The 20,681-nt window shown below is 66.0% G+C and carries 18 protein-coding genes; 5 read left to right on the plus strand and 13 right to left on the minus strand.

Annotation, left to right across the window (positions count from 1 at the left end):
* Positions 1-22: 22 nt before the first annotated feature.
* Positions 23-1,177 carry a uroporphyrinogen-III C-methyltransferase gene (locus B0E47_RS11980; RefSeq protein WP_077514493.1) on the plus strand — a complete coding sequence of 385 codons (1,155 nt, stop codon included), beginning with the start codon at positions 23-25 and terminating at the stop codon, positions 1,175-1,177.
* Entirely contained in the window at positions 1,174-2,430 is a 1,257-nt protein-coding gene (locus B0E47_RS11985; protein WP_077514494.1) for a heme biosynthesis HemY N-terminal domain-containing protein, read from the plus strand. The genes B0E47_RS11980 and B0E47_RS11985 overlap by 4 nt, the downstream gene beginning before the upstream one ends.
* Positions 2,431-2,509: 79 nt before the next feature.
* On the opposite strand, the gene B0E47_RS11990 is transcribed toward B0E47_RS11985, so the two are convergent.
* Positions 2,510-4,534 (minus strand): serine protease, encoded by a 2,025-nt coding sequence (locus B0E47_RS11990; protein ID WP_077514495.1) that lies wholly within the window; start codon positions 4,532-4,534, stop codon positions 2,510-2,512.
* Positions 4,535-5,162: 628 nt separating this feature from the next.
* Between B0E47_RS11990 and B0E47_RS12000 the strand changes: the two genes are divergently transcribed.
* Complete coding sequence (locus tag B0E47_RS12000; RefSeq protein WP_139351448.1) at positions 5,163-6,152, plus strand: alpha/beta hydrolase; 990 nt, start codon at positions 5,163-5,165, stop codon at positions 6,150-6,152.
* A 12-nt stretch (positions 6,153-6,164) separates the two neighbouring features.
* Here B0E47_RS12000 and uvrD read toward each other — a convergent pair whose 3' ends face one another.
* The 3 genes from uvrD to polA form a co-directional block, all read right to left on the minus strand.
* Positions 6,165-8,342, minus strand: a complete 2,178-nt coding sequence (gene uvrD, locus B0E47_RS12005; RefSeq protein ID WP_077514773.1) for a DNA helicase II — start codon at positions 8,340-8,342, stop codon at positions 6,165-6,167.
* A gap of 69 nt (positions 8,343-8,411) precedes the next feature.
* Positions 8,412-8,630: a hypothetical protein gene (locus tag B0E47_RS12010; protein WP_077514498.1), complete on the minus strand. Its 219-nt coding sequence runs from the start codon at positions 8,628-8,630 to the stop codon at positions 8,412-8,414.
* A gap of 324 nt (positions 8,631-8,954) precedes the next feature.
* Positions 8,955-11,759, minus strand: coding sequence for a DNA polymerase I (gene polA / locus B0E47_RS12015; protein WP_077514499.1), 2,805 nt, complete (start codon positions 11,757-11,759; stop codon positions 8,955-8,957).
* A gap of 93 nt (positions 11,760-11,852) precedes the next feature.
* On the opposite strand from polA, the gene B0E47_RS12020 reads away from it, so the two are divergent.
* Both B0E47_RS12020 and B0E47_RS12025 read left to right on the plus strand, forming a co-directional pair.
* Positions 11,853-12,374: a DUF2782 domain-containing protein gene (locus B0E47_RS12020; protein ID WP_077514774.1), complete on the plus strand. Its 522-nt coding sequence runs from the start codon at positions 11,853-11,855 to the stop codon at positions 12,372-12,374.
* A 57-nt stretch (positions 12,375-12,431) separates the two neighbouring features.
* Positions 12,432-12,863 (plus strand): EamA family transporter, encoded by a 432-nt coding sequence (locus tag B0E47_RS12025; RefSeq protein ID WP_077514500.1) that lies wholly within the window; start codon positions 12,432-12,434, stop codon positions 12,861-12,863.
* Between the two features lie 7 nt (positions 12,864-12,870).
* Here B0E47_RS12025 and B0E47_RS12030 read toward each other — a convergent pair whose 3' ends face one another.
* The 9 genes from B0E47_RS12030 to aroQ all read right to left on the minus strand — a co-directional run bounded on the left by B0E47_RS12030 (position 12,871) and on the right by aroQ (position 20,644).
* Positions 12,871-13,581 (minus strand): glutathione S-transferase, encoded by a 711-nt coding sequence (locus tag B0E47_RS12030; protein WP_077514501.1) that lies wholly within the window; start codon positions 13,579-13,581, stop codon positions 12,871-12,873.
* A gap of 88 nt (positions 13,582-13,669) precedes the next feature.
* On the minus strand, positions 13,670-15,280 hold the full coding sequence (gene purH, locus B0E47_RS12035; RefSeq protein ID WP_077514502.1) for a bifunctional phosphoribosylaminoimidazolecarboxamide formyltransferase/IMP cyclohydrolase: 1,611 nt from the start codon (positions 15,278-15,280) through the stop codon (positions 13,670-13,672).
* A gap of 72 nt (positions 15,281-15,352) precedes the next feature.
* On the minus strand, positions 15,353-15,655 hold the full coding sequence (locus tag B0E47_RS12040; protein WP_077514503.1) for a helix-turn-helix domain-containing protein: 303 nt from the start codon (positions 15,653-15,655) through the stop codon (positions 15,353-15,355).
* A gap of 157 nt (positions 15,656-15,812) precedes the next feature.
* Entirely contained in the window at positions 15,813-16,670 is an 858-nt protein-coding gene (locus tag B0E47_RS12045; protein ID WP_077514504.1) for a zinc-ribbon and DUF3426 domain-containing protein, read from the minus strand.
* A gap of 103 nt (positions 16,671-16,773) precedes the next feature.
* Positions 16,774-17,673 (minus strand): 50S ribosomal protein L11 methyltransferase, encoded by a 900-nt coding sequence (gene prmA, locus B0E47_RS12050; protein WP_077514505.1) that lies wholly within the window; start codon positions 17,671-17,673, stop codon positions 16,774-16,776.
* Between the two features lie 156 nt (positions 17,674-17,829).
* The gene (gene accC / locus B0E47_RS12055) at positions 17,830-19,197 is read right to left on the minus strand and encodes an acetyl-CoA carboxylase biotin carboxylase subunit (protein WP_077514506.1); all 1,368 of its coding nucleotides are present in this window, start codon (positions 19,195-19,197) and stop codon (positions 17,830-17,832) included.
* A gap of 52 nt (positions 19,198-19,249) precedes the next feature.
* The gene (locus tag B0E47_RS12060) at positions 19,250-19,633 is read right to left on the minus strand and encodes a four helix bundle protein (RefSeq protein ID WP_077514507.1); all 384 of its coding nucleotides are present in this window, start codon (positions 19,631-19,633) and stop codon (positions 19,250-19,252) included.
* Between the two features lie 17 nt (positions 19,634-19,650).
* The gene (gene accB, locus B0E47_RS12065; RefSeq protein ID WP_077514508.1) at positions 19,651-20,109 is read right to left on the minus strand and encodes an acetyl-CoA carboxylase biotin carboxyl carrier protein; all 459 of its coding nucleotides are present in this window, start codon (positions 20,107-20,109) and stop codon (positions 19,651-19,653) included.
* A 79-nt stretch (positions 20,110-20,188) separates the two neighbouring features.
* Positions 20,189-20,644, minus strand: coding sequence for a type II 3-dehydroquinate dehydratase (gene aroQ / locus B0E47_RS12070; RefSeq protein WP_077514509.1), 456 nt, complete (start codon positions 20,642-20,644; stop codon positions 20,189-20,191).
* Positions 20,645-20,681: the final 37 nt, after the last annotated feature.

Below are 20,681 nucleotides of genomic sequence, written 5' to 3' on the forward strand. Positions count from 1 at the left end.
TATGGCCTGCTAGCATGCGGCCATGAACCATCCAGATCAGCCCGCCGACAAACCGAAAACGCCAGACGGGGTGGCAGCCGATCCGTTGCCGTCCCGTCCACTGACGTCTGCCACCAACCGACCCAGCCCGCGGCCGCGTGGGGGTGGCAGTCTTGCACTCGCCTTGCTGCTGTCACTGCTGGCGCTGGCGGCCGCAGGCTACGTGGCCTGGCAACAGTGGCAGTTGCAGCGCGGCAGCGCCGCCGATAGCCAGGGCATGGCCAGCCTGCAGCAGCGCGTGGATACGCTGGGCACCCGACTGGGCGGACTCAGCGACCAGCGTGCCAGCCTCGACCAGCGGCTGGACGATGCGGCGGCGGTCAACCGCTCGCTGCGCGAAGAATTGCTCGGCCAGGCCGAACGCACGCGCAATCTGGAAGACGCCGTGGCGAGGCTGGCCGAGAAGAGCCTGTCCGGGCACGATGCCATGCTGCTGGACGAGACCGACTCGCTGCTGCGCATGGGCGCCGAACGCTACGCCCTGTTCCATGATGGGCAGGCGGCCGCCGTCGCGTACGCGCTGGCCGACCAGACTCTCGCCGCGGTGAATGATGGCGCGTTCAGCGGCGTGCGCCAGAGTGTCCAGGCCGAACGCGAGGCGTTGCTGAAAAGCCAGCCGGCGAACCAGGCCAGCGCGCTGCAACAGCTGCAGGCACTGCGCGGTGCGATGGACAGCCTGCCGCTGAAACCCCTCGACGTTCCCGCGGCCGGGCAGGTCGGGAATGCGTGGTCGCGCATTCGCCACGCGCTGGCCAGCGTGGTCACCGTGCAGCGCGACAACGGCGCACCCCTGGCGGTGGCCGATGCGCGTTTCGCCCGTGAGCTGGCCGCGCTGGATCTGGCGCAGGCGCAAGCCGCCCTGCTGGCGCACGACAGCGAAGGCTATGCCGCGGCACTGAAGCGGGTGGATGCCGGCCTGGCCAGCCAGTTCGACGACAGCGCGGCCGCCGTGCAGCAGGCGCGCGAGACGCTGAAACAACTTGAAAGCCAGCTGCCGGCCAGGGCGCCGGTGCAACTGGGGGCCGCGTTGACCGAGTTGCGCAACCTGCGCGCCGTGCATGCGCTCGCGCCGGCGTCGGCCGCTTCGACAGCAGCGCCCGCCCGCCTGCCCGCGCGCCAGGGCGGAGCCCGCTCATGAGGCTGTGGCGCTGGGTGCTGTTGCTGGTGATTGTGGCGGCGCTGGCGGCGTTCGGCTGGCACTGGGTGGCGGAAGACCCGGGCTATGTGCTGTTGCGCATGCGCGGCTGGCGGGTGGAGACCACGGTCGTCGCCGCGGTGGCGATCCTGTTGCTGGCGTGGGCCTTGCTCGGCCTGTTGTGGCGATTGCTGCGCTGGCCGTTCGGGGCACTCTCGCGGCGGCATCGGCGGCTCAGCCACCAGCGTCTGGGCGAAGGTCTGGTTGCGCTGATCGAAGGTCGTCATGGCGATGCCGAACGCGATCTCAATCGCGCGGCGCAGCTGGAAAGCCTGCGCGGCCCGGCCCTGCTCGCTTCTGCCGAGGCCGCGTCGCGCCGCGGCGAACATGGTCGCGCACTGGAATCGCTGAACCAGGCCGCGCAAGCCGCGCCGCAGGCCGCGCGTGTACTGCGCGCCCGATTGTTGCGGCGCGAAGGCAAGCCGGCCGAGGCGCTGGCCCTGCTGGCAGCCGAATCGGACAAGGGCACGCTGACGCCAGGTGGCTGGCGCGAGCTGGCCAGCGCGGCGCTGGAAAGTGGCGATCTGCGTCGCGCGCGCGCGGCGCTCGAACCGCTGCACAAGAGCGGTGCACTGGGCGCACGCGCGTACGCGACGTTGGAGGCACAGGTTCTGGTCGCGACCCTCGGCGCCGCGGCGGATGGCGCCGCCCTGAACACGCTGTGGTCGCAGCTGCCCAGGACGCAGCGGCGTATTCCCGTCGTGGTCGAAGCCTATGCGCGTCGCGCGTCATCGTTCGGGCTGCTCCTGCCGGCGATGGACGAAGTGGAGTCCGCGCTGCGCCGCGAGTGGTCGCCACGCCTGATCGAAACCTACGGCAGCCTGGCCGGCGACGATGTCGAGGCGCGCCTGCGCCGCGCCGAAGGCTGGCTCGACGCCCACCCCAATGACGCCAGCCTGCTGCTCACCCTCGGCCGCATGTGCGTGCGGCTTAACCTGTGGGGCAAGGCGCATCAGTACCTGCAGCGTTCGTTGGCGCTGGCACCCAGCCCGGCCGCATGGGAAGCGCTCGGCGACGCATTCGCCGGGCAGGGCGACGCAGCGCAGGCGCAGCGCTGCTATCGCAATGCGCTGGCACTCGGTCGTGGCGACGTGGTCGTGCCGCTGGCGCAGCGCGCCCAATCCGGGCAACCCGATACGCAGCCGATCGCGATCGAGGAACGCGACAAGCACGGCGTGCCGCGACTGCGCGAGTGATCGTTTCGTCGATGCCGCCAGGGTTGCGGCATCGACACTTGTCGGCGTTTCGGCGCATCAGCTCGGGATGAAAGCCGCGTCAGTGCTCCTTGACCTGCAGGTTTTTCATCAGCAGATCCAGCTTGCGTTTCATCTCGGCCTGCGAGGCTGCACCCGCCACGCCGTAGTACGCGGTGTACAGGACCGCGGGTGATTTGCCGCCCACGCCGGCCGGTGCGCTGACGGCGTTGATCTTCATCAAGTCACCGTCGGGCCGCGCCACGCCGTTGTAGGGGAATTGGTGCTGCGTCAGTTGCTGCCAGCGGCTGCTCATGTCCTTGTCCAGATCGGGCGGAGGCGGCATGAAACGCTGGATGTTGATGCCGTCGTGGTTGTCGGAAGTCGAATCCTTCCAGACGTCGATATCGCCCACGTCCCAGACCGCCTTGCCGCCGTCCATGAAAAACCTGAAGCCGAGCCACAACAGGCTGTCCGGGGTGATCGCCTGCACGTCAGTGCCATAAGCGAAAGACACCCGGGACGACGCATAGCCGAAGCGGCGCCCGTAGTCGAAATCGAGATGGATGTTCTTGAATGCGGCGGGTTGCAGCGTGGAATCCTTCAGATAGCTGGTCCACTGCTTCAGCGTCCCTTCGTAGGTCACGTAAATGAAGTTGCTGAGCTGGTCCATGTCCAGCCTGGTGTCGTGCAGGTTCGCCGGCTGCGTCATCCGGCTCAGCATCACGCTGCCGTCGGGAACGGGCAGCGAATACACCACGCCGAATCCGTTCGCGTAGGGCAACGGCCAGACCTCGACGCGCCATGGACGTTGCCAACGATCGGTATACACGGTGTCGAGGATCGGCTTGCCGAGTGAAGTGATCTTGATTTTTTCGCTGGCGACGGTGCGCTGGAACATGCCGGTGCTGGCCAGCAGGTCCATGCGGGTCTTGGCGTCGCCATAAAACCTGGCGGCGTCCATGTCGTCGGGTCGCCGCAGGTGCACCAGGCCATTGCGGCCCGCCCCGCCGACGTCGACGTAGCCATTGCCGCTGAGCGAAAAGTGTTGCGAGCTGCTGCCGGCGCGGCCCCATTCGCCGTTGCTGCCGCGCACGATCAACGTGGGGAAGCCATCCAGCTGGGTCTGCTGGAACAGCAGTCGCGAGGAACCTTCGCCGTTGGGGAACAGGTTGGCCGATTCCTTGGCGAGCAGCGCCTTCAGCTCGGTCTCCGAGTTGGCGTTGGTGCGATCCTGCAGGTTGCGATAGAAATCCCCGAGCGTCATCGGCAGGCTGAACTGCGCCTTGAACAGGCCGTTCTGGCGCGCATCGAAGATATCGAGCTGATAGGACGTGCGGGTGTCGATGATGGCCTGATGATCGGGCGCTTCCAGCACCTGGCCGATCGGCAGTGCGTAATTGAGATTCTCGTTGGCCGACTTCATCAGCACCACGCCGATGAGCTTGCCGCTGGCATCCAGCAATGGCCCGCCGCTGTTGCCGGGCGACGCGGCGGCCGAGAAACGCATCCACTTCCAGCTGCCATCCTGCTGCTCGGGCGTGTCGGAGGTGTACAGGCCGTCGCGGATCACGATCCCGGTGCCCAGCGCATTGCCGACGGAATACACCACCTGGTTCAAGGCCGGTCTGGTGTCCGGTTTCAGCGCATCATCGGCGGGTGGCGAGGCGAGCGAAAACACCACGAAGTCCTTGCGCAGCGAAAATTTCTCGACCTTGTCGATCGCGTAGACGTGGCCTTTGGAATCGCGCAATTCCGGGGCGCCCCACAGGCTGCCGACGCCGGCCAGCAGCACGTGTCCGGCGGTGACGTAGCGGTTGTGGCCGATGGCGAAGGCGGTGCCGATCGAGTAGTACTTGTCGGTGCGCTCCTGGTACGGCAGCAGTTCCAGCGGCAGGGGCTTTTCGTAGGTGAGCGGATCGGTGAGGGGCTTGGCCTGCACCACTTCGAAAGTGGCCGCCTCGATCTTCGGCAGCATGGCCGGATCGAGCGTGGCCCCATGTGCGACCGCCAGGCTGCCCAGGCCCATCCCGAGCAGCAGAATCCGCCAGGCGATGTTCTTCCCGTTGCCGCCAATCCGGCGAGCCACTCCATGCGAGCTGTACATAGATTTCCCTGGATTCGGGGCCGCCACCTGAGTATCCCCCGTGAATGCTGGCAACTGCCGGCCGCCGTCGATATTGACATGCGATGGCGGGATTTGCATCGTGCCGCAGGAAGGACGGATCGTTATTTCCCGCGAGTCGTGGTCACGACCCGTGTGAGCAATAAAGCATTGCTTGCGCGTGCACTCGTCTGCAGTTCGCCATCATCGCCAGCGCACAAGCCGTCCGGGATGGCATGTGCCGGTTATGTGGCGGAGGCCATGGCGATCGGCCTTTTCGGTCGCCGAAAAAATCGTCCCTTCAGAGCGCCGTCAAATTCCCGCACGCCGCCACCAGCCACTTGCTGCTGGCGGCTTCGAAATTCACCTGCAGGCACCCCTGCATGTGGCGTCGACTATCACGCCTTCGCCGAAGCGGTGGCTGACGCGCCGGCCCGGTTTCACCGGCGGGGTTTCCTCCAGTGCCGGGGCACGCGGGCGTATCTTGTCGATCGACTCGGCCGGCGTCCCGGCCGGGACGCGTGGGGCCTCGTCGGTCTCCCGGGCGTGAACTTCCGGCACGGACACGTGTCCCAGCGCGAAACCCGAATCGGAGACGCGCATGGAACCGAGACACTCTGGAGTTCCGGGCATGGCTTGCCTGGGCCTGTTGTTCGCCGCTACGGCGATGGCGTCGCCCGCGGCGCCGGCGAAGATGCCCGATAGCTATGCGAAGCCGGGTCGGCAGGTCGCCATCGGCCAGGGGCGTCACCTGAACCTGCGTTGCAGCGGCATCGGGCCGGTGACGGTGTTGCTGGAGTCCGGTTCGCATGCCGACTCGACCAGCTGGTTCCGCGTGCAGCCGTTGCTGGCGGCGCGGGCGCGTGTCTGTTCCTACGACCGCGCAGGCTATGGCTTCAGCGACGAAGGGCTGTTGCCGCGTGGGCTCGACGCCGACGTGGCCGACCTGCATGCGCTGATCGAGGCCGCACACCTGCATACGCCGCTGGTGCTGGTGGGTCATTCGCTGGGCAGCAACATCGTGCGGCGCTACGCCGGTGCCCATCCCGGCGACGTCGCCGGGATAGTGCTGGTCGATCCGCCCGCACAGGATTCGGCTCGCTTCCTGCCCGCGGCATGGATGAAGGACGATGCGGCGATGACGACGCAACGCGATGCGTTCATCGGGCACTGCGAGCAGGCAGCCGAGCACGGCGGGCTGGCCAAGCCGGCGCCCGACCTGGCGCCGTGCATCGGCCGGCCGGCGCCGTGGGAGGGCGCCGCCGTGGCGGCCGCCAATCATGCGCGCAAGCTGCACCCGGCGTTCTGGCACACCCTGCGTTCGGAGCTGGCGCAGAACGTGCGCGTGTTTGCGCAACCGGTGTCGGCAAGCGAATCACGCGGCGACATGCCGCTGGTGGTGCTGAAGGCCGCCGGCACCTATGCCGACGCGCCCGCCGACGTGCGCAAGTCGCTGGAGGCAGCGCGCGACGCGACCCAGCAGCGCATCGTGGCGACCTCGAGCCGCGGCGTGTTGCGAACGGTGGCCGATTCGTCCCACGACATCGAACTGGATCAGCCCCGGGCGGTGGCCGATGCGGTCGCCCAGGTGCTGAAGGAGCTCACACCCGTCCACGGTTGATTGCCGCGGCCGCTACAGCGCGGTGAGGTTGGCGTAGGCCGCCACCAGCCACTTGCTGCCCACGCCTTCGAAATTGACCTGCAGGCGGGTGTGGGCGCCACTGCCTTCGGCGCTGAGCACCACGCCTTCGCCGAAGCTGGGGTGGCTGACGCGCTGGCCGAGTTTCACCGGCGGGGTTTCTTCCAGCGAGGAGGAGGGGGCGCGGGGTCGGCCGGCATACATCGGTCGGGTGACGTGCACCCGCGGGCGTACTTCGTCGATCAGCTCGGCCGGCATCTCGCCGAGGAAGCGCGAGGGTCGCGCCAGCATCTCGGTGCCGTGCATGCGGCGCGATTCGGCATGGCTGACGACGAGGCGTTCACGGGCACGGGTGATGCCGACGTAGGCGAGGCGGCGTTCCTCTTCCAGCCGGCCCTCGTCGTCGACCGAGCGCTGGCTGGGGAACAGGCCTTCCTCCATGCCGACCAGGAACACGATCGGGAATTCAAGTCCCTTGGCCGAATGCAGGGTCATCAACTGCACGCAGTCGTCGCCTTCCTCGCCCTGGCTCTCGCCCGCTTCCAGTGCGGCATTGGAGAGGAAGGCATTGAGATCGCTCAAGCCCGCATCGATGTCTTCCTGACTGCGTTCGAATCGACTGGCCACATTGACCAGTTCGTCCAGGTTTTCCACCCGCGTCTCCGCGTTGCCGCGGCTGTCTTTCTCGTAGAAATCGCGCAGGCCGCTGTGGGTGATGGCGTGATCGATCTGTTCGGCGAGGGTGAGGGGCTTGAAGCTGTGCGCCATCCCGTCGATCAGCGTGAGAAACCCCTTCACCGCATTTTTCGCGCGGCCGGCCAGTTCGCTGCCGCCGCTCAATTCGGTCAGCGTCGCTTCCCACATCGAGCTGTTGTCGAGGCGGGCCCGTCGGCGCAGTACGTCCAGCGTGCGATCGCCGATGCCGCGTGGCGGGGTGTTCACCGCGCGCTCGAAGGCGGTGTCATCGTGGCGATTGGCGGTGAGGCGCAGATAGGCCAGCGCATCCTTGACTTCGGCGCGTTCAAAGAAGCGCTGGCCGCCGTAGACGCGGTAACCGATCCGATGCTGGACCAGCTGTTCCTCGAAGTTGCGTGACTGCGCGTTGGAGCGATACAGGATCGCGCAGTCGCGTGCGTTGCCGTGTTCGTCGATGTATTCGCGGATGCGCTCGATCACGAAACGCGCCTCATCCTGTTCGTTGTAGGCGGCGTACAGCGCGATGCGCTCGCCGTCCTCGCCCGCCGTCCACAGCTGCTTGCCGAGGCGGCTGCCGTTGCGCTGGATCACGCTGTTGGCGGCCTTCAGGATGGTCGAGGTGGAGCGGTAGTTCTGTTCCAGCTTGATCGTTTTCGCGCCGGGAAAGTCGCGCAGGAACTGCTGCACGTTCTCCACCTTGGCGCCACGCCAGCCGTAGATCGCCTGGTCGTCGTCGCCGACCACGAAGACTTGGCCGGTGCCGCCGGCGAGCACGCGGATCCATGCGTACTGCAGCGTGTTGGTGTCCTGGAATTCGTCGATCAGCAGGTAGCGCCAGCGCTGCTGGTAGTGCTCGAGTACGGCCGGGTTCTTTAGCCACAGCTCGTGCGCACGCAGCAGCAGCTCGGCGAAGTCGACCAGGCCGGCCCGGCGGCAGGCGTCTTCGTAGGCTTTGTAGATGTTGACGAAGGTATGCGTGACCGGGTGATCGCGATGCTCGATGCCGTCCGGCCGCTTGCCCTCGTCCTTCCAGTTGTTGATCTGCCAGCAGGCCTGACGTGGCGGGAATTTCGCATCGTCCAGTCCCAGTCCGGCGACCACGCGCTTGACCAGCCGCAGCTGGTCGTCGGCATCGAGGATCTGGAAGGTTTCCGGCAGGCCCGCTTCTCGCCAGTGCCGGCGCAGCAGGCGATGGGCGATGCCGTGGAACGTGCCCACGGTGAGGCCCTGGGTGCCGCCGGGGATCAGTGCGCCAAGGCGCGCACGCATCTCGCCCGCCGCCTTGTTGGTGAAGGTGACGGCGAGGATCGCCCATGGCGGCACGCGCTCGGCCTGGGTCAGCCAGCCGATCCGGTGGGTGAGTACGCGGGTCTTGCCGGAACCGGCGCCGGCCAGCACCAGGTAGTGGCCGGGCGGGGCGCAGACCGCTTCGCGCTGGGCGGCATTGAGCGGATCGATCAGGTACGAGACATCCATCGGACCCATTGTAGTGGCCGCAAAGAAAAACCGCCGCGGCTGCGGCGGTTTTCGGAGGCCTCGGCGTCGTCAACCCTTCTTCAGGAAGCCGCCGATCGCCAGCAGGGCACCGACCACGATGCCGACGATGCCGATCCACTGCGGTATGCCCTTGTCATGGGTGGCGGTGATCTTGGCCGAGCCGACCTGCAGCAGCGTGTCGGTGTCCTGGTAACTGGGGTGGCCGGCGACGATCCAGATGCCGAGCGCCAGCAAGATGATGCCGACGATGATCAGTCCTGCGCGCATGGGTGTTTCCCCTTGATGGATGTGGCCCGAGTATGCCGGGTGCCGGTGTGCACAAAAAGTACAGGCCGGGAGTACCGGCCGGAGCGCAGGCAAAAAAAGGCCCCGAAGGTTAGGGGGAACCTTCGGGGCCGGGCGGGCGCGAAGACCCAGGGGAGAGGTTCGCGACCGTGGCGGCTCAGGGAGGTGAGCCTGCCATGGATGCCGTTGCGTGCATCCGAAGACTTAGATGCGGATGCGGCGGGAAAGTTTCAAGCACGGCCGGAAAAAATTTATGACAGGTTCATCTGACGGAAATTTAACGCGCACGCGGTGCAAGCCGTCGTCTCAGTGCGCCTCATCCCAGTTCGCGCCCACACCCACATCGACCAGCAGCGGCACCGCCAGTTCCGCGGCGCCGGACATCCGTTCGATCACCGCGGCGCGCACTTCGTCGACGGCGTCGGCGCGGACCTCGAACACCAGTTCATCGTGCACCTGCATCAGCATGTGGGCGTCGTCGCGATTTTTCAGCCAGCCGGCCACCGCGATCATCGCGCGCTTGATGATGTCGGCCGCGCTGCCCTGCATCGGCGCGTTGACCGCGGCGCGCTCGGCACCTTGGCGCAGGCCTTGGTTGCGCGAGGTGAGATTTTCCAGATACAGCCGGCGACCGAAGATGGTTTCGACGTAGCCGTCGCGATGCGCCCGCTCGCGTGTCGCATCCATGAACGCGCGCACGCCGGGATAGCGCGAGAAATAGCGGCCCATGTAATCGCTGGCTTCGCCGCGATCGACGCCGAGCTGGCGTGCCAGTCCGAATGCGCTCATGCCGTACATCAGGCCGAAGTTGATCGCCTTGGCGGCGCGGCGCTGGTTGGTGGTGATCTCTTCCGGCGGCACGCCGAACACTTCAGCCGCGGTGGCGCGATGCACGTCGCCGCCTTCGCGGAAGGCGCGCAACAGGCCTTCGTCGCCGGACAGGTGCGCCATGATGCGCAGTTCGATCTGCGAATAATCCGCCGCGAGAACTTTCCATCCCGGCGGCGCGATGAACGCCTGGCGAATGCGCCGGCCCTCCTCGGTGCGCACCGGAATGTTCTGCAGGTTCGGATCGGACGAAGAGACCCGCCCGGTCGCCACCGAACCCTGGTGATAGCTGGTATGCACGCGGCCGGTGCGCGGATTGACGATGCTGGAGAGTTTGTCGGTGTAAGTCGAGCGCAATTTGGCCAGGCCGCGATAGTCGAGGATCAGTCGCGGCAGCTCATGCGACTCGGCGATCGCTTCCAGCGCTTCCTCGTTGGTCGAGGGCTGGCCGGTCGGCGTCTTCAGTTTCGCCTGCAGGCCGAGTTCGTCGAACAGCACCGCCTGCAATTGTTTCGGCGAATCGAGGTTGAATTCGTGCCCGGCCAGCGCGTACGACTGCTGCTGCAGTTCCAGCATGCGCTTGCCCAGTTGCTGGCTCTGCCGGCGCAATTCATCGCCATCGATCAGCACGCCGCGCTGCTCCATGCCCGCCAGCACCGGCACCAGCGGAATCTCGATGTCTTCGTAAACCTTGCGCAGTGTCGGAACGCTATCGAGCTTCGGCCACAGCGCGAGGTGCAGGCGCAAGGTGATGTCGGCATCTTCGGCGGCATAGCGGCAGGCGGTGTCCTGATCCACCTGCGAGAACGAGATCTGCTTGGCCCCTTTGCCGGCGACCTGTTCGTACTTGATCGTCTCGTAGCCGAGGTACTTTTTCGCCAGCGAGTCCATGTCGTGACGCGTGGCGGTGGCGTTCCACACGTAGGACTCCAGCATCGAATCGTGCTTCAGCCCCTGCACCACGATGCCGTAGTTCGACAGGATGTTGATGTCATATTTCGCGTGCTGGCCGAGCTTCGGTCGGGTCGGATCCTCGAACACCAGTTTCAGCGTGCGTAGCACGTCGTCGCGATCGAGCTGTTTCGGCACGCCGGGATAGTCGTGGCCGAGCGGGATGTAGCAGGCCTTGCCCGCCTCCACCGCGAAGCTGATGCCGACGATGTCCGCGCGCATCGCGTCGATACTGGTGGTCTCGGTGTCGAAGGCGATCAAGTCAGCATGGCGCAGTTTTTCCAGCCAGGCGTCGAATTCCGGTTGAGTGGTGACCAGTTCGTATTCGCCAGGTGCGGCAAGGTTCGCCGGCTGAGAATCGGAGCCGGGAACAACGCCCCTCTCCCCTCGGGAGAGGGGTTGGGGAGAGGGTTCGGGCGAGCCTTGGCCCCGCGCTCCGCCCGAACCCTCTCCCCCCACCCCTCTCCCGAGGGGAGAGGGGTGTTCCGTGGCAGCGTCGAGTTCCTTCAACGCAGCCTTGAACTCATACCGCGCATACAGCTCGCGCAGCTGCGCGGTGTCGGCATCGCGCTGGGCCAGCTCGGTGGGGCCGAACTCCAGCGGCACGTCGGTCTTGATCGTCACCAGTTCACGCGACAGCGGCAGTCGCGGCAGCGCTTCGCGCAGGCTTTCGCCGATCTTGCCGCCGACCTTGTCGGCGTTCGCGATCACGCCGTCCAGGGTGTGGTACTCGGCCAGCCATTTGGCGGCGGTCTTCGGGCCGCACTTGGGCACGCCCGGCACGTTGTCGACGGTGTCGCCGGTGAGCGCGAGGAAGTCGATGATCTGCTCCGGCCGTACGCCGAATTTCTCCATCACGCCGTCGCTGTCCATCAGCGTATTGCTCATGGTGTTGATCAGGGTAACGTGCGGGCTGACCAGCTGCGCCATGTCCTTGTCGCCGGTGGAGACCAGCACCTCGATGCCGAGCGCCTGCGCCTGCACGGCCAGCGTGCCGATCACGTCGTCGGCTTCGACGCCAGGCACGCGCAGGATGGGGAAGCCGAGTGCGCCGACGATCGCCAGCATCGGCTCGACCTGCGCGCGCAAATCGTCCGGCATCGGCGGTCGATTGGCCTTGTACTGGTCGTAAAGGTCGTCACGGAAGGTCGGGCCGGGGGCGTCGCTGACGAACGCAAGATAATCCGGCTTCGCCTTCAGCGTGGCGCGCAGCATGTTGACCACGCCGAACAGCGCGCCGGTGGGCTCGCCGTGGGCATTGCTCAGCGGCGGCAGCGCGTGGAAGGCGCGGTAAAGGTAGGAAGATCCGTCGATGAGGATGAGTTTTGGCATGCCCCATTCTCGCACGCAGGGCAGAATGCCGCGCTTCACGAAAGCCTGCCTTACGCGCCTGCTATGCTCGAAACCCCGAGCGAGGTAGCCGTCATGAAAACCGCCGTACCGCTGGTTGCCGTCAGCATGCTGTTTGCCGCGATGCTGGCATCCGGCGTCCACGCCCAGGACTATCCCGCCAGCAAGGTGCCGCCGCCTCCCGGGATGAACGATCCGGGCGTCCATGCGACCGCGCCGCCGGCCAGCTCGGTGGCGCCGCCGGCGACCGCATCGCAACCTGATCTGCGGCCGTTGACCCTGCCGGCGATGAAAAGCGGCGACAGCCGGATGGGGCGCCCAGCCTCGGAACCGACGGTGGAGATTCGCCAGCAGGGCGAGAACACGGTCCAGGAATACAGCCGCGACGGCCACGTCTACATGGTGGTGGTGACGCCAAGGCACGGCCTGCAGCAGACCTACATGGTCGATCCGCAAGGTCGCCTGGTCGACGAGCATGGTCAGCGGCGCGCGACGCCGGCGCTGTACAAGGTGCTGGAGTGGGGCAAGAGCAAGCCGCCGGCCGCCGAGCCGGACGACACCGAATCGGCCGCGCCGGCGCCCAGCAGCAGTCGCTGAGTCTCGGGTCGACCGGGAGGCAACCGACGGTTCGTACACCAAGGGCGGAGTGACGTGATGCAACTGCGTGAAAGCTGGCTGCTGTTTGCCCTGGGCTCGGCCGTGTTCGCTGCCCTGACCGCCTTGTTCGGCAAGCTTGGCGTGGTTGGCATCAATTCCAACCTCGCCACCTTCATTCGCACCATCGTGATCCTGATCGTCACCGCTGGCATCCTCAGCCTGCGCCAGGAATGGGCTAAGCCGACCGGCCTGCCGCTGCACAGTTGGCTGTTCCTGGTGCTGTCAGGTATTGCCACCGGAGCCTCCTGGCTTTGCTACTACCGCGCGCTGCAACTGGGGCCGGTGAGCAAGGTGGCGCCCGTCGACAAGCTCAGCGTGGCGCTGGCGATCGTGCTCGGGCTGGTGTTCCTGGGCGAGAAGCCCAGCCTGCCGCTGCTGATTGGCGGCGTGCTGATCGTGGCTGGCGCAATGGTGATTGCGCTGTTCTGAGGTCCGGCTATGCCGGATCGTCCAGTTCCGCGTAGTGGCGGAAGATGCCGCTTTCGTTGAACGGCAGGCGCCGCGGCGATGCCAGATAGGCGGCTATGCGCGGTCGTTGCGCCACCCGCAGTTTGAGCGAGTGCAACAGTGGCAGTTCGTGTGCGATACGTTGCATCGCCCGAGGGAATGCGTACTCCAGTCCGCTGATCAGCTGAAACAGCGAGAGGTCGATGTACGAGTGTTCGCGCAGGGCGTGGTGGCCGCCGCCGCGTTCCAGCACCTGCTCGAAATAATCCAGATACTTCGGTAACCGCGCCTCGCGCAGGTCGGTCGCGCGACGGCGTGCTTCGCTGCGCTGATCCTCGTAATACAGACCGCTGGCGATCGGATGGTGCGAGTCGTGCACTTCGGCCACCAGGTCCGCGATGGTCAGCTGCAGCTGGTGCGCATACAGCCGCCGACTCTCGCTTCGCGGCACCAGGCCAAGCGGTGGCCCGAGGTAATGCAGGATGTTCGCGGTCTGCGCGATCAGCAGCCGGCCGGCCCTGAGAAAGGGCGGCGCAAACGGCAGCGGACCGTCGTGGACACCATCGAGGTATTGCATGATCGCGTCGTCGCCCTGCTCGCGGGCGACGTCGTCATAGCTGGCGCCGGCATCCTCCAGTGCCAGCCGCACGAACTCGCCACGGCCCTGGACCCCGGTCCAGTAGAACAGCTGGTAGTGCATGGCAGCCTCCCAAGTGCAGGGTGGATGCAGAGCGTGCGCCGCGGTGTGTCGAGACTCAATGACGGACCTGCCTGATTTACTTCCGACATTAGTGCCGGAAGTGGCGCATCCCGGTGAAAACCATCGCCATGTCGTGCTCGTCGGCCGCGGCGATCACCTCGGCATCACGCATTGAACCACCCGGCTGGATCACCGCGCTGATGCCGGCGGCGGCCGCCGCGTCGATGCCGTCACGGAACGGGAAGAAGGCGTCACTGGCCATCACCGAGCCGCGCACTTCGAGCTTCTCGTCGGCCGCCTTGATGCCGGCGATCTTCGCGCTGTAGACGCGGCTCATCTGGCCGGCACCGATGCCGATCGTCTGGCGGTCCCTGGCGTACACGATGGCGTTGGACTTGACGAACTTGGCCACCTTCCAGGCGAAGATCATGTCGTGGATCTGCGCTTCGGTCGGTGCGCGGCGGGTGACGATCTTCAGATCCGCCGCGCTGACCATGCCAAGGTCGGCACTCTGGATCAGCAGGCCCGAGCCGACACGCTTGGAACTGTTGCCGGGATGGGCGTGCAGCAGGCTGCCGTCGGTAGGCAGCGGAATCACCAGCACGCGCACGTTTCCCTTCTTCTTGAACGCGGTCAGCGCGTCGTCCGCATAGCCCGGCGCCAGCACCACTTCGACGAACTGGCGCTCGACGATGGCTTTCGCGGTGGCCAGGTCCACCTCGCGGTTGAACGCAATGATGCCGCCGAACGCCGAGGTGGGATCGGTCTGGTAGGCGAGGTCATACGCACGACCGATGCCGTCCAGGCTCACCGCCACGCCGCACGGATTGGCGTGCTTGACGATCACGCAGGCGGGTTTGACGAAGCTGCGCACGCACTCCCATGCGGCGTCGGCATCGGCGATGTTGTTGAACGAGAGCTCCTTGCCCTGCAACTGGCGGAACGTCGCCAAGGTGCCCGGGTGTGGATACAGGTCGCTGTAGAACGCGGCCTGCTGGTGCGGATTCTCGCCGTAGCGCAGATCCATCAGCTTGGTGAAGCGGCCGTTGACCTGCGCCGGGAAGGCGGCATGGCCGGCGATCGCGTCGTGCGTGTCATTAAGTTCCAGGCCGGACAGGTAATCGCTTATCGCGCCGCCGTAATTGGCCACGCGATTGAACGCGGTCACCGCCAGCTTGAAACGGGTGGCGCGGGTCAGACCGCCATGCTGTTCGATTTCCGCCAGCGCGTCTTCGTACTGTTCGGGCGAGGTCAGCACGCCGACGTCGTTCCAGTTCTTCGCCGCCGAACGCAGCATCGCCGGACCGCCGATGTCGATGTTCTCGATCGCGTCCTCCAGGGTGCAGCCGGGCTTGGCCACGGTGGCTTCGAACGGGTACAGATTCAGCACCAGCAGGTCGATCGGCGCGATGCCGAGTTCGGCCATCACGGCATCGTCGGTGCCGCGCCGGCCGAGCAGGCCACCGTGCACTTTCGGGTGCAGCGTCTTGACCCGGCCGTCCATGATCTCGGGGAAACCGGTGACCTCGCTGACATCGGTGACCGCAATGCTGGCCTCGCGCAGCGCCTTCGCGCTGCCGCCGGTGGAGAGCAGTTCGATGCCCCTGGCGGCGAGGCGCCGACCCAGGTCGATCAGGCCGGTCTTGTCGGAGACGCTGAGCAGGGCGCGACGGACCGGGACGAGCTGGGGAGCGGGCATGAGCGGATTTCCAGGGAGGGAAAGCCGGTCATTATAGCCGCCCGAATGGTGGGCGGCTTTCGATCGTTGCGCTTACAACAGGCCGTGCGCCGCCAGCTTCTTGCGCAGGGTGGCGCGATTGATGCCGAGTGCGGCGGCCGCGCGACTCTGGTTGCCGTCGTGGAACGCCAGCACTTCGCGCAACAACGGTACTTCGACTTCGCGCAACACCAGCGCGTGCAGGCCTTCGGCACATTCGGTATCACCGATGTCCGCAAGATAGCGAAGTACCGTGCGGCTGACGCATTCGCTCAACGCGCTATAGGAGCCGGCAGCATGCGACGAGGACGAAAGGGCGGCCTCGGCTGCAGGCAGTCTTGCGGCATTCACGGACATTTTCCCTCGCGTACGATGCGGCGGCTGCATGGGCCGCTGCCTTTGGTGATGACGGATGTTGCGCTCGCGACATGGATCGAATGCCGACTGGCATCCATGGCGAGGGGTCGAGTCTACCCGTGTGCGCCGGCAATTTTAAGTACCTGTCGCGCCCGATTCATTCAAAACCGAATTCGAACGCCACCGCCTTGTCGCCGGGATCCTCCACCTCCAGCAGCAGCACGGCGCTGGCGCCCGGCGCCAGGCCGCGGCGCAGGATCGCACCATCATCGAGGTATTCCTGCGGCTGCAGGCGGCGCATGGCCAGTCGCTGTCCCTGCGCATCCGAGAGCGTGATCGTCAGCACGGGGTAGGGTTGGGTGAAGTCGGCATCGTTGCGCACGCTGGCGCTGATCATCAACGCGTTCGGCACGCTGGGATGGGCTTGCACATTGCTGGCGAGCAGGCGCAACTCGGCCGGCGCCGCAACCAGCGGGAGCTCGCAACCGAGCACGGCACAACTGCTGCGCAGCCAGCCGCCGACGACGGGGTTGCGGACCAGGGCGTCGCGCTCCGCCCAAGCCAGCTGGGCCAGCAGCAACGAGGACAGCAGCGCGCAGGCGAGCACCCATGGCCAGTTTCGTTCGCCGGAGGCCGCGCGGGTGCGGCGCGGTTGCTCGCGTGTCCGCCTGGGCGGCCGCTTTCCGCGCGGCTCGCGTGCAAAGCGCGGCGCGAACACCAGTTGCGAAAAGTCTTCGCTCGCCGTCGTCACGGGCGCAACGGGGTCGTCGACCGTCACCACCGCCGACGATTCGGGCTGCGGCCGGTAGACCACCAGGTCGACGCATGGTGGCTCGAACGCGGGCTCGTTCACCGGCAGTTCGACGAACGGCTCGGGCGGCAGTTGGTCGGTGAGCGTGGCGACGCTATCGAAGCCGGCGCCGCAATGTCCGCACAGGACGTGGCCATGGGCCTGCGCCAAGGTGTGCGCATCCAGCGAGAAGACGGACAGGCATTCGGGACACTGGGTATACATGCGGGCCGCTGTCGATCGATATGGCCGCAAGCTTACCAGCCTGTGCGTGGCACTCCGCGGAGCCAGGCCATCGGCACGCGACATGCGCGGTCCGTCGATGCCGTCAGGCGCGACGCCGACCGCTGATGCGTACCCAGTCTTCGCGGGTGTCCACGCGCAGCTCGTCGAACCACTCGGCGTAACGTTGCAGCAGCTCGTCCTGCTGGCCGGCGAGGATGCCCGAGATCGCGAACGGTGCGCCGGGCTTCGCGGCGGCGGCGAAGGTAGGCGCGAGTTCGCCGAGCGGACCGGCGAGGATGTTGGCGATGAAGATGTCGGCCGGCCTGGCATCGGCATCATGCGGCAGGAACAGCGCCAGTTTCGTGGCGACGCCGTTGCGTTCGGCATTGTCGGCCGAGGCGATGAGTGCCTGCGGATCGTTGTCGATGCCGACCGCGCTGGTCGCGCCGAGCTTCAGTGCGGCGATCGCCAGGATGCCGGAGCCACAGCCGTAGTCGATGATCGTCTTGCCAGCGAGGTCGAGGCCGTCCAGCCATTCCAGGCACAGCGCGGTGGTCGGGTGGGTGCCACTGCCGAACGCGAGGCCGGGATCCAGTCGGACCACCACCAGGTTCTCATCGGCAGGTGGTTCGATGTTCCACGGGTAGATCCACAGCCGGCGACCGAATGGCATCGGCTTGAACTGATCCATCCAGGCGCGTTCCCAGTCCTGATCGGCGACATCGGCGAAACTCAGCTGGTCCGGTTCGAGCCATGGCAGCAACTCGCCCAGTGCGGCGCTGAGGCCGCGCCGGTCGGCGTGTTCGTCGAACAGCGCGTTCAGCGTGATCGTCGACCACAGCGGCAACTCGCCCACGCCCGGCTCGAAGATCGCCTGCTCGTCCGGCGTCTCCGCGTCGGCATCGCGCAGGGTGATCGACAGGGCACCGAGATCCTCCAGCGCTTCTTCCGCCGCGGGCTGCTGTTCGATGCGGACGATCAGGGATAGTTCGAGAAAAGGCATAAGGCGAGGAGTGAGGGAAGAGGAGTGAGTAGAGAGAAGAGAGAAGAGCGGGAGTTGTGACGAGTGCATCAGAGGGGAGAGGAATGCCGGCTTCTGACGGGAAGCAGGATGTGCCTGCTTTCTCTCACTCCTCACTCATCTTCCCTCACTCCTCGCTCAGTGTCCGGCGGCAGCCTTTTCCTTCTGCTCGGCCATCCGCTTCTCGAGGTAGTGGATGTTCTGGCCGCCATGATGGAAGCCCGCGTCCGCCATGATCCGTTGCTGCAACGGGATGTTGCACTTCACCCCTTCGATCACCGTCTCGGCCAGTGCCAGGCGCATGCGCGCGATGGCGGTCTCGCGATCGGGGCCATGCACGATCAGCTTGCCGATCATCGAATCGTAGTTCGGCGGAATGCGATAGCCGTCGTACAGGTGGGTGTCCACGCGCACGCCGGGGCCGCCCGGGGCCTCGAATCGCTTCACCGTGCCGGGGCTGGGCATGAAGGTGTCGGGATCCTCGGCGTTGATGCGGCATTCGATCGCGTGACCGGTGATCTTGATGTCGTCCTGGCGGATGGAGAGCTTCTCGCCACCGGCGATCAGCAGTTGCTCGCGCACCAGATCGACGCCGGTGATCAGTTCGGTCACCGGATGCTCGACCTGGATGCGCGTGTTCATCTCGATGAAGTAGAAGCGGCCGTTCTCGTACAGGAACTCGAACGTGCCGGCGCCTCGGTAATTGATGCGCAGGCAGGCGTCGACGCAGACCTTGCCGATCTGCGCGCGCTGCTCCGGCGTGATGCCCGGTGCAGGTGCTTCCTCGACCACCTTCTGGTGGCGGCGCTGCATCGAACAGTCGCGCTCGCCCAGATGAATCGCGTTGCCCTGGCCATCGGCGAGCACCTGGATCTCCACGTGGCGTGGATTCTCCAGAAATTTCTCCATGTAGACCTGTTCGTTGCCGAACGCGGCCTTGGCCTCGGCCTTGGTCATCGTGATGGCATTACCCAGGTGCGCCTCGGTGCGCACCACGCGCATGCCGCGGCCACCGCCGCCGCCGGCGGCCTTGATGATCACCGGATAGCCGATCTCGCGGGCGATCTTGATGTTGGTATCGACGTCCTCGCCGAGCGGGCCGCCGGAGCCGGGCACGCACGGCACGCCGGCGGCCTTCATGGCGCGGATCGCCTCGACCTTGTCGCCCATCAGGCGGATCACGTCGGCAGTTGGGCCGATGAAGATGAAGCCGGACTGTTCCACCTGTTCGGCGAAATCTGCGCGTTCGGACAGGAAGCCGTAGCCCGGGTGGATCGCCTGGGCGTCGGTGATCTCGGCTGCCGCGATGATCCGCGGAATGTTGAGGTAGCTGTCCACGGACGGGCCGGGTCCGATGCAGACGGCTTCGTCGGCCAGACCGACGTGTTTCAGGTTGCGATCCACCGTGGAGTGCACCGCCACGGTCTTGATGCCGAGGCTGTGGCAGGCGCGCAATACGCGCAGGGCAATTTCGCCGCGGTTGGCGATGACGACTTTTTCTAGCATGGGATTCGGGATTCGGGATTCGGGATTTGTAAGAGCGAGGGCCGGCGTTGCATCAGTCACCTCTCTTGGCCTGGATGGATCGGATAAGCGCGTTGAGTTTGGCAAAGACTCGATTGATCAGCTCAGTTACATCCTGTGTACCGGAGACATAAACGAGTCGCTCGGCGATTTGCAATTGTGTGTCCAGTTCTGACAGGGAGCCACGAGCCATAGACAAGAACCGCAGGTACTCGGGTGTGGATCGGCGGGCCGCGCCCTCCGCGATGTTCGAGGGTATGCTGATCGCGGCACGCCGTAGTTGCGAAGTGAGGGTAAAGCGTTCGGAGTCTGGGAAACCGGCACTGATTCGATAAATGGCTTCGACCAGATCCATCGCGTCGCGCCACACTTCCAGCCGCTCATGCGGTCGCTGCTGTGACGAATCCCGAATCCCCATTCCCGAATCCCGGCTCCTCAGGCAATCACGAACATGGGTTCGTCGAATTCCACCGGCTGGCCGTTCTCGACCAGAATGGTCTGTACGGTGCCGGCCACGTCGGCCTCGATCTGGTTGAACATCTTCATCGCCTCGATGATGCCCAGTGTCTCGCCGGCCTTCACCTGCTGGCCGACCTTGACGAAGGCCGGCGTACCCGGGGTGGCCGAGGCGTAGAAGGTGCCGACCATCGGCGCCTTGACCACATGGCCGGCGGGCAGCGCGTCGGCGACGGGAGCCTCGTTGACGGCAGCCACTGGCGCAGGCGCGGCCACCGGTGCCGCGGCTACCGGGGCGGCGGTCGCGGCAGCCACCGGCACGGCACCCTTGGGTACGCGCGACAGGCGGACGACTTCCTCGCCCTCCTTGATTTCCAGTTCGGCGAGGTTGGATTCCTCGAGCAGGTCGATCAGTTTCTTGATTTTGCGCAAATCCATCGGATCAGCCTTTGGTCGGTCATGCCACGCATGGTGGCTGGAATTGAAAAGAATCGAATTGGGCAGCCGGTCGCCCGGTTCAGGCCATGGTGGGCGCGGCCTGCAGGCGCTTGATCGCCGCCTCCAGCGCCAGGTCATAGCTGGTGCTGCCGAAACCGCAGATCACGCCAACCGCCAGGTCGGCGAGGTGCGAATGGTGGCGGAACGGCTCGCGCGCAAACACGTTGGACAGGTGCACTTCGATGAACGGGATCGCGGCGGCGGCGAATGCATCGCGCAGCGCGATGCTGGTGTGGGTGAAGGCGCCGGCATTGCACAGGATCAGGGCGGTCTGGTCGTCCCGGGCCTGGTGGATGCGATCGATCAGTTCATGCTCGGCATTGGATTGGAACCAGACCAGGGCATGCCCCGCCGCCTGCGCGCGCCCGGTCAGCGCCTGGTTGATTGCGGTGAGGGTTTCGCTCCCGTAGAGCTTCGGCTCGCGGGTACCCAGCAGGTTGAGATTGGGCCCATGCAGGACCAGGATCTTGGCCACGAAACCGTCCAGCTTGCGTCCGGATGTCCCGGCACCG

It is taken from the genome of Rhodanobacter sp. B05 (assembly GCF_002001085.1).
GTDB lineage: Bacteria > Pseudomonadota > Gammaproteobacteria > Xanthomonadales > Rhodanobacteraceae > Rhodanobacter.